Annotated in this window: 10 protein-coding genes and 1 riboswitch; of the genes, 3 read left to right on the forward strand and 7 right to left on the reverse strand. The window is 45.9% G+C overall.

Annotated features, from left to right (window positions below):
* Nucleotides 1-16 precede the first annotated feature (16 nt).
* Nucleotides 17-1,756, reverse strand: coding sequence for a succinate dehydrogenase flavoprotein subunit (gene sdhA, locus BN1234_RS18770; protein ID WP_054958176.1), 1,740 nt, complete (start codon nt 1,754-1,756; stop codon nt 17-19).
* Nucleotides 1,757-1,774: 18 nt separating this feature from the next.
* Nucleotides 1,775-2,440 (reverse strand): succinate dehydrogenase cytochrome b558 subunit, encoded by a 666-nt coding sequence (locus tag BN1234_RS18775; RefSeq protein ID WP_054958177.1) that lies wholly within the window; start codon nt 2,438-2,440, stop codon nt 1,775-1,777.
* Between the two features lie 244 nt (nt 2,441-2,684).
* On the opposite strand from BN1234_RS18775, the gene BN1234_RS18780 reads away from it, so the two are divergent.
* A complete protein-coding gene (locus BN1234_RS18780; RefSeq protein ID WP_054958178.1) occupies nt 2,685-3,602 on the forward strand; it encodes a LysR family transcriptional regulator in 918 nt (305 codons plus the stop codon).
* 34 nt (nt 3,603-3,636) lie between these two features.
* On the opposite strand, the gene BN1234_RS18785 is transcribed toward BN1234_RS18780, so the two are convergent.
* The gene (locus tag BN1234_RS18785) at nt 3,637-4,302 is read right to left on the reverse strand and encodes a potassium channel family protein (RefSeq protein ID WP_054958179.1); all 666 of its coding nucleotides are present in this window, start codon (nt 4,300-4,302) and stop codon (nt 3,637-3,639) included.
* A 16-nt stretch (nt 4,303-4,318) separates the two neighbouring features.
* Complete coding sequence (locus BN1234_RS18790) at nt 4,319-5,662, reverse strand: TrkH family potassium uptake protein (protein WP_156337273.1); 1,344 nt, start codon at nt 5,660-5,662, stop codon at nt 4,319-4,321.
* 60 nt (nt 5,663-5,722) lie between these two features.
* Nucleotides 5,723-5,863: riboswitch (cyclic di-AMP (ydaO/yuaA leader) on the reverse strand.
* 284 nt (nt 5,864-6,147) lie between these two features.
* Here BN1234_RS18790 and BN1234_RS18795 point away from each other — a divergent pair.
* Complete coding sequence (locus BN1234_RS18795) at nt 6,148-7,809, forward strand: CPBP family intramembrane glutamic endopeptidase (protein WP_054958180.1); 1,662 nt, start codon at nt 6,148-6,150, stop codon at nt 7,807-7,809.
* A 91-nt stretch (nt 7,810-7,900) separates the two neighbouring features.
* On the opposite strand, the gene uvrC is transcribed toward BN1234_RS18795, so the two are convergent.
* Together uvrC and trxA are read right to left on the reverse strand one after the other, a co-directional pair.
* Entirely contained in the window at nt 7,901-9,844 is a 1,944-nt protein-coding gene (uvrC, locus tag BN1234_RS18800) for an excinuclease ABC subunit UvrC (RefSeq protein WP_054958181.1), read from the reverse strand.
* 113 nt (nt 9,845-9,957) lie between these two features.
* The gene (gene trxA, locus BN1234_RS18805) at nt 9,958-10,275 is read right to left on the reverse strand and encodes a thioredoxin (RefSeq protein ID WP_054958182.1); all 318 of its coding nucleotides are present in this window, start codon (nt 10,273-10,275) and stop codon (nt 9,958-9,960) included.
* A 231-nt stretch (nt 10,276-10,506) separates the two neighbouring features.
* Between trxA and BN1234_RS22340 the strand changes: the two genes are divergently transcribed.
* The gene (locus BN1234_RS22340) at nt 10,507-10,662 is read left to right on the forward strand and encodes a YqzM family protein (protein WP_156337274.1); all 156 of its coding nucleotides are present in this window, start codon (nt 10,507-10,509) and stop codon (nt 10,660-10,662) included.
* Between the two features lie 126 nt (nt 10,663-10,788).
* Here BN1234_RS22340 and dnaI read toward each other — a convergent pair whose 3' ends face one another.
* Entirely contained in the window at nt 10,789-11,742 is a 954-nt protein-coding gene (dnaI, locus tag BN1234_RS18810) for a primosomal protein DnaI (RefSeq protein WP_054958183.1), read from the reverse strand.
* Nucleotides 11,743-11,754 lie beyond the last annotated feature (12 nt).

The following is an 11,754-nucleotide window of genomic DNA, read 5'->3' on the forward strand; positions in this document are numbered from 1 at the left end:
AAATCCCCCTTCTTACTTAATCTTTCGAATAGTCGCGAATACGCGGCGGGATCAAGGATACATCTACATCTTCATACGAAATTTGCGGACCATCCGGTGTCCAGGCAGCTTTCGTTGTTTTCAGGAACTCTTCATCATTACGATCCGGGAATTCAGGTTTATAGTGAGCGCCGCGGCTTTCGTTACGCAATAGCGCACCAAGCGTCATCGCCTCAGCCAGCTCAAGCATGTTCCACAGTTGGCGGGTAAACGCTGCGCCCTGGTTATTCCACCGGGAAGTATCCGTCATATTAATATTCTTATAACGCTGTTTCAGCTCTTTAATCTTGCCAATTGTTGCTTCAAGCTTATCGTTATAGCGAACAACCGTCATGTTATTGGTCATCCATTCTCCAAGCTCTTTATGGATAACGTAAGCATTCTCTGTGCCCTCCATCTTCAGAAGGCTTTCGAACTTAGCCGTGTTCTCTTTAACAGCCCGGTCGAAAACTGAAGATGAAACATCCTGAGATGATTTCTTCAAGCCCTTCACATACTCAATCGCTTTCGGACCGGCTACCATACCGCCATAAATCGCAGATACGAGCGAGTTAGCACCTAATCGGTTAGCACCATGGAATTGATAATCACATTCTCCGGCTGCGAACAAGCCCGGGATGTTTGTCATTTGGTTGTAGTCAACCCACATGCCGCCCATTGAATAGTGGACTGCTGGGAAAATTTTCATAGGGATTTTACGCGGATCGTCGCCCATGAATTTCTCATAAATTTCAATAATTCCACCCAGCTTAACGTCGAGCTCTTTCGGATCCTTGTGTGAAAGATCCAGATAAACCATGTTTTCACCGTTGATCCCAAGGCCTTCATCAACACAGACGTGGAAAATTTCGCGAGTAGCGATATCCCGTGGAACCAGGTTTCCGTATGCAGGATATTTCTCTTCGAGGAAGTACCATGGCTTTCCGTCCTTGTAAGTCCAGATCCGGCCGCCTTCACCGCGGGCAGATTCGGACATCAGACGCAGCTTGTCATCACCCGGAATCGCTGTCGGGTGAATCTGAATGAATTCACCGTTCGCGTAGTGTACACCCTGTTGATACACCGCGCTGGCTGCCGTGCCTGTGTTAATAACCGAGTTGGTTGTCTTGCCGAAGATAATGCCCGGTCCACCGCTTGCCAGAATAACCGCATCAGCCGGGAATGAACGAACCTCCATCGACCGCAGATCCTGGGCAGCAATACCGCGGCATATGCCTTCATCATCGATGACTGCTTTCAGGAATTCCCAGTTTTCATACTTGGTTACGAGACCAGCTGTTTCCCAGCGGCGAACCTGCTCATCCAGCGCATACAAAAGCTGCTGCCCTGTAGTAGCACCAGCAAATGCCGTACGGTGACGTTTAGTTCCGCCAAAACGCCGGAAATCAAGCAAGCCTTCAGGTGTCCGGTTAAACATAACACCCATCCGGTCCATTAAGTGGATAATACCCGGTGCTGCTTCACACATCGCTTTAACCGGCGGCTGATTCGCCAGGAAGTCGCCCCCGTAAACCGTATCATCAAAATGCTCCCAAGGAGAGTCGCCCTCCCCTTTCGTATTAACCGCTCCGTTAATTCCGCCTTGTGCGCACACAGAGTGGGAACGTTTAACGGGTACTAGTGAGAATAAATGAACATGGGCTCCAGCTTCAGCTGCTTTGATGGTTGCCATCAAACCAGCCAAGCCGCCGCCTACTACAATAATGTTAGATGCCATTTCTTTGTTCACTCCCTTTTAGCTCAAGACTGTCTTGTACACATCAATAAAAGCTGTAGCCGCAAACTCCGAATCACGGAATGCAGTCAATGCGAGCACGAACAGTACACTCATTATCACGAAAAGACCCAAACAGATATAAGAGGAAACGCGTTGTGCACGCGGTCCTACCGTAACGCCCCAGCTAACAAGGAATGCCCATAAGCCGTTAGCGAAGTGGAACGTCGCACATACGATACCGATTACATAAAGTACAAATAATATAGGACTGCTAACAATGTTGTGAATAGTAGCACCTAATTCATCATGCGTTATCTTGCCAATTGCGACTTGAAAACGAGTGTCGTACATATGCCAGATGATAAATACAAATGTAATGACTCCGGTAACCCGCTGCAGTGTAAAGCGAATGTTCCGTTCATAATTGTAGTTGCCGACATTGTTATTTGCCTGATAAGCAATATACAGGCCATAAACGCCATGGTACAAAAGCGGCAGCCAAATCAGGAGCAGCTCAAGGAAAAATATGAGCGGCAGGCCGTTAATAAATTCGACACCCTTGTCAAACCCTTCCTTTCCACCGTTGAAAGCCTTGAAATTGGTAATCATATGCATAAGCAAGAAGGCTCCCAGCGGTATGATACCAAGCAATGAATGTAGCTTTCTGGAATAATACCCTTTCATCAGTTGACGTTCCCCTTTCTGATCAACAGCGTTTTCATAAGACTCGTCACGAAACCTAACTAACTAAATACTACACTACTTATACACCACATACCTACAACGACAAAACATAACATATTTCGTCGAATCTGTGAACATCCTGTGTCATGTTTCATGTTACTCTTTTTTTTCTTATAATGGAATTGCAATATAATTATTAACCGTTATACTCTATACGCATAAGCATAATATAGGAAGTGAAAATATGTTTGAAGAATTGGACGTATTTGCCGTTGTTGTAGAGCAGTCCAGCATTAATAAAGCTTCCAAGCTGCTGAATTTATCGCAGCCCGCCCTCTCCCGTAAGATTGCCAAGCTTGAAGATGAGTTCGGGGTTCAATTATTTAACAGACGCGGAAAGCGACTAGAGCTCACCTCCATCGGCCAGCTTGCTTACACATATGCCTTGGAACAGCGTCAGCAGCAATTAAAGTTTTTGCAAACGCTTGCGCATTATCGCGTAGAAGATCAAATTACAATCAATCTCGGGGCCAGTCTTACTACGCTTCAGACCACACTTCCGCCCCTGGTTAACGCATTCATGGTGAAGCATCCTTCCGCCGAGATCAAGCTGATCACGGGTAAGACACATGAAATTGTATCCTCTGTCCGCGATAAACGGGTGGATGTCGGAATTGTAGCCTCATCAATCAATCAGCCGGGTCTGCACTGTGTTCCATTATTTGATGATCATCTGGAGCTTGTCCTGCCATCCTCTCATCCACTGGCTGAAAGCGGGGACGTTGGCATTGAACAGCTTCAAGGTCTGCCAATGATTATATTTTCAACGGGAACCTGGTACCGGAAGCTGACAGACGATCTCTTTCACCGGTGGGGAATCATGCCGGATATCCGTATGGAAATCGATTCGTTCGAAGCAATCGTGCGCCTCATCCCGACCTGTAAAGCAGCCGCCCTGCTCCCCAAATCATATCTCCGTCCGCAGCTGCTGTCTGATAACGGACTTGTGGATATCCACATTCCGGCACTGATCGAGACCAGACGGACGACAAGCCTTATTTTCGGCGATCCTTCCGAGCTCAGTAATGCAGCTACCTTTTGGATCGCTGAGACGGAAAAGTTATTTCGGCAGCTGGATGAGGACAGACAGCAAACAACCTGACGGGAAGCCTCCAGGTTGTTTGCTTTAAATATATTCAAGTGTTCACAACTTCGCCCTCAAAGCGGTCAATATTCTCCTTGGACCCGATGACGACCATAATATCACCTGCACGTAACACATCCATTGCCGTTGGTGCTACAATAACACCCGCACGCTGATTCAGTGCAACGACACTGATTCCGTAACGTACACGTGTATTCAGCTCACTTAATGTTTTGCCGTCCATACATTCCGTTACCGTCATTTCAACAATCCGGTAATCCTTGGACAGCTCAATGTAATCCAGAAGGTTTGGAGTAACAAGCTGATGTGCAACACGTATTCCCATATCTCTCTCAGGAAAAATAACGCGGTCCACCCCCAGCTTTTGCAATGCCCGGCCGTGAAGTACGGAAACCGCCTTGGCCACAACCGTGTCTACACCTAATTCCTTCAGAAGAATCGCGGCGAGAATGCTCATCTGGATATCATCCCCGATCGCCACAATACCGCAGTCAAAATTCCGAATTCCAAGCGATTTAAGCACTTCTTCATCTGTAGCATCTGCAACCACGGTGTGAGTGAGAAGTTCACTCATATCCTCGACGACTTCTTCATCCCGGTCGATCCCGAGTACTTCATATCCTAAATCCATCAGTTCAAGTGCAAGACTTGACCCGAATCTGCCCAGCCCAATTACGGCAAACTGCTTTGATTTCATGTTCTAGCCAATCTCCTTATCCAATAATCATTTTTCCTTCCGGATGGCGATACAATTCTTTACCCTTTTTAGGTCCTAATGCATAGGCAAGCGTTAATGGCCCCAGACGACCAGCAAACATCGTAATACTGATCAGCAGCTTGCCGAAGAGTGATAATTCAGGTGTCAGTCCCATGGACAAACCTACCGTGCCAAATGCAGAAGTAGCTTCAAAAAGAATAGAGAGAAAACTGCTGTCCTCTGTTGTTGAGAGAATCATGGATACGGTGATAATCAGCAGCAGTGCGAGCAGTGTGATCGTAAGTGCTTTAAGAATCCGTTCCTGAACAAGCCGGAAGCGAAATAATACGATATCATCCCGTCCGCGTATCATTGCAATAACTGCAGCAATCATCATCGTGAAAGTTGTCGTTTTAATGCCGCCTCCGGTCGAGCCTGGAGAAGCCCCGATAAACATCAGAATGACCATGAAGAACTGAGAAGCCTGACGCAGCTCGGTAATATCCACCGTATTGGCTCCTGCCGTCCTCGGCGTAACCGATTGAAACAAGGAACCGAGGATTTTGCCGCCCCAGTTCAGAGACCCAAGTGTTTTTGGATTTGTGAATTCAAAGATAAATATAACAATTGCACCTATAAGAATAAGTGTTCCTGTCATGGATAATACCACTTTAGAATGCAGCGACAGCTTCCGTTTATTTTTATAATCAACCAGATCAGCCAGGACGACAAATCCAATTCCTCCCGAGACAATCAGGAACATAACGACAAAGTTAACCAGAGGATCATACACAAATCCGGTCAGACTTCTGAAATCACCAAACAGATCGAAGCCTGCATTATTGAACATGGATATCGCATGAAAGATACCATAGTACAATGCCTTTCCAAACGGCATATCAAATGCAAAGCGCACGGTCAGCAGCAACGCACCGCAAGTTTCTATCACAAAAGAGTACAGAAGTACCCTGCGGATTAACTGAACGATTCCCGCCATCGCAGACTGATTCAGGGATTCTTGCAGCACCAGACGGTCTTTCAAAGTAATACGCCGCTTCAACACCAGCGCAAACAGCGTAGCCATCGTCATGAAGCCCACTCCGCCGACCTGAATCAACAGCATAATAACGACCTGTCCGAAGGAACTGAAGAACGTCCCTGTATCCACCACAACCAGACCAGTTACGCAAGTGGCAGACGTCGCTGTGAAGAAGGCATCCATAAAGTTCAGCGGTTCCCCTGTCGTATTGGAAATGGGGAGCATAAGCAGCATCGTTCCAATCAGAATCGTTGCCGCAAACCCGAACACAAGAATTTGCGGTGGTGAGAAACGAAGCCATTTCATTTTGGAGGTCAACATGTTCACCTTCTTCAAAAAAATCAAAAGAAAAAAGACACTGGAAATCCAAGTGCCTTAGCGTTTGGTTCCTGTGGCAGCCTACGAGGTTAGCTGACGGATTCGGGCATAACACAGGTGCCCTATTCACTCCTTCAGGAAGTGAAATTCACCCCAATTAAATGGTTCCCCCATTTTCAAAACGAAATTCGGCTGATCTATTCAATTAACATGATGTGATTATAACGCAATCTCTAATGGATACCAAAGCCGGTTTTGACTTGAATTATCTTAAAAAAGAACGGAATTGGGCATATTCTAGAATAGTAACCCATGATTTTCTGAGGTTTTCGAAATATTTTCTTTACTTTCATCGTATTTTCATAATTTTAAAGGGGATAAGCTCCTTTTGTCTTTCATATCTATGTTATATTGGCTCTATACCTTCATGAGAAAACCTTATAATAGATGAAACTTATAACCCTATTACCAGAAAGAGGAGGAATTACATGAATAAAGCGGGACACCCTCTAAAGCTTCACTCAAACAAAAAGCCTTTAGCGATTCTGGGGGTCATCGGCCTAATTCTGTTTCTTGTTTTTCAAGTGCTTCCATCGATAGCCTCTGATTCATTGGAAGTCAAATCTCCAGAGTTAATCAGCAAGGAAGAAGCGGCAAAAGCAGCAGTACGATTTGCAGAGGAACAATTGCAATACAGCAAGACTACTTCGGAAGAACCTCTTGTTACATATCAATCCAAATCAGATGTTTACGGGTATTTATCCAAGGAAAATTTGCTGCAGGAGTATAATAAAAAATTCCAAAGCAAATATCCGTATGATGTATACCGCGTTCGTTTAAAGCAGGCCGATGGAAGTGCTCTAAACATCGATGTACATATGGAAAATGCGGGAATTTCAGGTTTTACTCATGAATATTCAAATTCGGTCTATGAAGGGGCTATGCTGCAGACCGGCGGCGTACGCAACCAAATGCTTCTTATGATTGAAGGTGAGATGTCAGCAGCCGAGAAGACAGCCCTGGCCGAGCCATGGATCCAGATGGCAGGTTACAACACTTCGGATCTGGAACAGATTACACAGGAAGGTGAGCCTGGACTGGTATTTCAAGATCCGGATACAGCTGTTGGAGAATCACACCTTCAGCTAAAGTTCTCCTTCGAGGACCGCCAGCTGCGGTCATACCAGCCCGTCTTTTCCGTTCCGAAAGAACATACAGCTTACGTTGAGAAGCAGACACTGAGCGCGACCTTGCTTACCTTGCTTGGTTATGGTTTATTTACACTCGTTCTAGGCATATTGGCCATTGTATACAGCGTAAAGACAAGAGCCTATACTTCGTTTAAAAGAGGTATTTTTCTTTCCGTCCTGCTATTTGTCATTCAAATGCTGAATACCTATAACCTGCGCCCGGTCTTTCAAGCCGAAGGAATGTCGGATTCCGGCATAACGGGGATAATGATTTTTTATACCATTTATTCGCTTGTTTTCTCTGCGTTATTGTACTTCTCACTCGTCGGAGGAAGCGGGCTGTGGCGTAAAGAGGATGGATTAAATCCGTGGCCGCGATCCAAGGAAGCCGGTTATGGTTCATATGTGCTGGAAAGTATGAAGCTCGGATATATATGGGCTTGTATTTTGCTTGGGGCACAGTCTCTAATCTTCATTGTTCTCAGTCTTACGCTTCATACCTGGTCAACGACAGATGCGTCCCAGTCACCTTATAATATGCTCTATCCTTGGCTGTTCCCGCTCATGGCCTGGCTAGCGGGTATATCAGAAGAAGCTGTATATCGCCTGTTCGGAATCAAAATGGTGAAAAAAATCGTACGGAGCACATTTGCAGCGAGTTTAATCACCTCTACAATCTGGGCACTCGGCCATACTCTATATCCGATCTACCCTGTCATCTCAAGACCGATCGAACTTATCATTATCGGACTGATGTTCAGCTATATCTTCTTGCGGTACGGGTACTTAACCTCCGTATTTGCCCATGTCGTATTTAACAGTATTCTCATGGGATTCAGCCTCATGCTGATGGATAATACTTTCAACTTATGGATGGGAATATTCTATATTGTTCTGCCGGCGATTGTCGGCTATGTAATTTACAAATTTAATGGTTCCCGAACACTGCATTCTGTCTGACTTATCAGGAAATTCATAGCTTGTATCAAGAACGGCTCTGCATCCATCCCGGACAGAGCCGTTTTTTTTCATAAAAAAAAGAAGCCGTATATTACGACTCCTCATCACGCAGGGCGTTCAATATTTCATTAGCCAGTTTATCTCCTATAGAAAGCGGCCGGAAATCCTCAACACTCGCCTCTTTGATTTTTTTGATTGATCCAAAATGCTTCAGGAGCAGCTTACGCCGCTTCTCGCCAATGCCGGGAATAGCATCCAGCTTCGAGGTAACCATCGATTTGCCCCGCTGCTCCCGGTGGAATGAGATCGCGAATCGGTGAACCTCATCTTGAATCCGCTGAAGCAAATAGAACTCCTGACTGTCCCGTGGAAGTGACACCGGTTCAGGCGGGTCCCCTACCATCAACTGGGCCGTCTTATGCTTTGCGTCCTTCACGAGCCCGCAGACGGGAATAAACAGTCCCAGCTCGTTCTCAAGTACATCTACGGCAGCTGAGATTTGGCCCTTCCCTCCGTCCACGACAATGAGATCAGGCAATGGCAAATTCTCTTTAAGCACTCTTTCATACCGGCGGCGAATAACCTCGCGCATCGTCCCGTAATCATCGGGTCCTTGGACAGAACGAATTTTATATTTGCGATACTCCTTCTTTTCCGGCTTCCCGTCGATAAACACAACCATAGCCGATACCGGATTTGTCCCTTGAATGTTCGAGTTATCAAACGCCTCAATTCGGTGCAGCGTATCCAGGCCAATAACCTCGCCCAGATTAGCAGCAGCAATCGTTGTCCGCTCCTCATCCCGCTCAATAAGTCTGAATTTCTCATCCAGCGATACCTTGGCGTTCTGTGCCGCCATACCAACCATCTGGCGCTTCAATCCTCTTTGCGGCACGTGAACCTTCACACCGATCCACTCCTGCAGAGCGGCAGCGCCTCCGGCAGCATCCACGGTTCCTGCTCCTTCACCGAGATAATCATCTGTCTGTTCTGCAGGTTGAACTGCAGTCTCCTCGTTCCCGGCACTGGATGCAGCAGATGCATCAGCAGCCTTATCATCCTCCGCAGGTCCAGGCAGAAGGATTTCCTGAGGAAGCGCAGGGTTGTCACTGTAATACTGAGCTACAAAAGACATAAAATCACTGTATGCCTCACCATAATACGGAAATACAGATGCATTGCGCTGCACCATTTTCCCTTGGCGCATATATAGAATCTGTACACACATCCAGCCTTTATCCACAGAATAACCAAACACATCCCGGTCCTTCGTATCCGTGGTCGTGATTTTCTGTTTCTCCATAATGGCATCGATATGCATAATTTGATCCCGCAGCTCTTTCGCCCGTTCGAAGTATAGTTCTTCTGCAGCTTCCTGCATTTTGCGCTGGAGCTCCTTTTTGACTTCTTCATGCCCTCCGCTCAGAAAAGAGCTGATCTCATGTCTAATTTCATCATAAGCAGATTGAGGAATCTCCTTAACACATGGTGCCATACACTGCCCCATATGGTAATACAGGCAGACCTCCTTTGGCATTACGCCGCATTTACGCAAGGGGTACATCCGATCCAGCAGCTTTTTGGTCTGCTGTGCCGCATATGCATTCGGATAGGGTCCGAAATACTTTGCTTTATCTTTAAGCACCCGCCGGGTCACTTCCAGCCGGGGATGCGCTTCATTCGTGATTTTTAAGTAAGGATATGTCTTGTCATCCTTCAAGAGTACATTATAACGAGGCTGATGCGTCTTGATCAGGTTACATTCCAGAATCAATGCTTCCATGTTGCTGCCGGTAACGATGTACTCAAAGTCGCGGATTTCAGATACGAGACGCTGAGTCTTCCCGTCATGGCTGCCTGTAAAATAGGAACGCACCCGATTCTTTAGCACCTTGGCTTTACCTACGTATATAATTGTCCCTTCATTATTCTTCATCAAGTAACAGCCCGGAAGATCGGGCAATAGAGCCAGCTTATTTCGAATATTCTCCATCGCTTTCTCCCGTTCCTGATGCTCCTTCGATATATCTTCCATTCTTTCACTCCTCTCCAAGGAGATAATTATATCAAAACCACACAAAGCGCCTCCGGTATGAAACCGAAGGCGCTATATGGGTACAAGTCCATCCTATATTAAAAGATGCTTGCTTACTGATGTTTGGCAATAATGCCTTTCAATGCTTCTTTGGAGTTCAACCCGACAACCTTGTCGACTGGCTGACCGTTTTTAAAGAAGATAAGAGTTGGGATACTCATTACACCGAAACGGGAAGCAGATTCAGGATTTTCATCTACGTTCACTTTCGCAATTTTAACATCATCGCCGAGTTCTTGAGACAATTCGTCCAGAATCGGAGCAAGCATTTTACAAGGACCGCACCAAGGCGCCCAGAAATCAACTACAACCGTTCCCTGTCCTTCTACTTCACTAGTAAAAGTCTGGTCGGATACATTGACGATAGCCATGAGTTTTTCCTCCTTATAGGAATGTCCATTATATGCTTAAACTAATTATGTCTAAGCTAACCACTACAGTATACCACATCCTTATCCTATAAGTGAAATAGGTGATCCACATGGAATGTTAAGCCATTCTTTACAAATGATTTCCTCATTGGTTATACTACAAGTACAAACCGGGTGATCATGTCAATAAGATACATCACACGGCAGTTCATCTTTGAGGAGGCAAGCACCATGGATGTTAACGTGCGCGCAATGGATCCTCGGGAGCATATTAATGAAGAACCACGTAATGATTTTGGCGATTTAATGTTGGGCTTTGGCGGCATGTTCGGCTTTATGTTCGTCATTTTCTTCGCTATGGTTATTATTAAGTTCATCGCTGGTTAATGTTCCTTGGGATTGTTCTTCTGTGAAGGGCGAAATCTCTTCAACCCAAAAAGTCTGATCACATGCCGCTTTGGCAAAGGATCAGACTTTTTTCATGTTCAAATGACTGAACTTATATAACGAGCTTTATATTTTTCCCCGTTGATTCTCTCCATATAACTGTACGGCATCCACAAAAGGCGAAATCCGGTTCATCAAACGCTGACCTTTGTGCGCTTCCTCCCCGTCTTTGCTTGTGAAGCTTAGGTGCCTCTCCAATCCGTCCAGCGGATAGTTGGAGGTATAGAAAGTAGGCTTACGGTTCATCCGGTAATTCAAAATGGCTCCAAGGACATGATCTCGAACCCACGGATTCAAATTCTCAGCACCGATGTCATCGAATATAAGCAGATCACAATTTTTCATCGTGTCGACCGTTTCTTTTAACTTGCTCCCGTCCTGCATCATGAATTTCAAATCTTCAACGAAGTCCGGCATATATACTATAACGCCTGTATAGCCCTCTTTTGCTAATTCATGCAGCATATAACACATCAGATATGTCTTTCCTGTTCCGAAGGATCCGGATAGATATAACCCTCGCGGTGATAACCCCTTTTCCTTGGTATCCTGAATATACCGGAACACCTGGGTTACAGCCGGAGCGCGAAGGCGGTCCTTCGTCATAATTTCAACCTCATTATACCCTTCAGTGAGTGCCCGCTCGTCCAGATAAAAGCTCCGCACCCGCTTCCGAATCTGTTCCTCATTGTTCTTGGCAATCTGCAGCGCACAAGGAGTTTTCCGCTCATATATCTCCATAGTGCCGTTCACACTCTGAACATCCAGTTTACTGTAGTGGCCTTGAAAATCATTAGGACACCGCTCCAGCCCCGGGCAATTCTCACAGTGCTCATGATCAGAGACATATTGGTACAGACGGCTTAAATTCGTTCGCATTACCTTTTCATCAAGCTCCGGGTGTTCCGCCCGGAGACTTAGAATGAGCGGATGATGCAGCAAATTTTCGGCTATTTGCTCTGAGCGACGACGAAACGCCGGACTCTTCATGCTTTCCAGTAATTGACCTAGAGAGTCCACCTGCTCACCTTC

Origin of the sequence: Paenibacillus dakarensis, from assembly GCF_001373415.1 — a bacterium.
Taxonomy (GTDB): Bacteria; Bacillota; Bacilli; order Paenibacillales; family Paenibacillaceae; genus Paenibacillus_AQ; species Paenibacillus_AQ dakarensis.

What these genes read in the sequence shown, in the direction of transcription:
- sdhA (WP_054958176.1), bottom strand. Translation starts at nt 1,756, where the DNA reads ATGGCATCTAACATTATTGTAGTAGGCGGCGGCTTGGCTGGTTTGATG.
- BN1234_RS18775 (WP_054958177.1), bottom strand. Translation starts at nt 2,440, where the DNA reads ATGAAAGGGTATTATTCCAGAAAGCTACATTCATTGCTTGGTATCATA.
- BN1234_RS18780 (WP_054958178.1), top strand. Translation starts at nt 2,685, where the DNA reads ATGTTTGAAGAATTGGACGTATTTGCCGTTGTTGTAGAGCAGTCCAGC.
- BN1234_RS18785 (WP_054958179.1), bottom strand. Translation starts at nt 4,302, where the DNA reads ATGAAATCAAAGCAGTTTGCCGTAATTGGGCTGGGCAGATTCGGGTCA.
- BN1234_RS18790 (WP_156337273.1), bottom strand. Translation starts at nt 5,662, where the DNA reads ATGTTGACCTCCAAAATGAAATGGCTTCGTTTCTCACCACCGCAAATT.
- BN1234_RS18795 (WP_054958180.1), top strand. Translation starts at nt 6,148, where the DNA reads ATGAATAAAGCGGGACACCCTCTAAAGCTTCACTCAAACAAAAAGCCT.
- uvrC (WP_054958181.1), bottom strand. Translation starts at nt 9,844, where the DNA reads ATGGAAGATATATCGAAGGAGCATCAGGAACGGGAGAAAGCGATGGAG.
- trxA (WP_054958182.1), bottom strand. Translation starts at nt 10,275, where the DNA reads ATGGCTATCGTCAATGTATCCGACCAGACTTTTACTAGTGAAGTAGAA.
- BN1234_RS22340 (WP_156337274.1), top strand. Translation starts at nt 10,507, where the DNA reads ATGGATGTTAACGTGCGCGCAATGGATCCTCGGGAGCATATTAATGAA.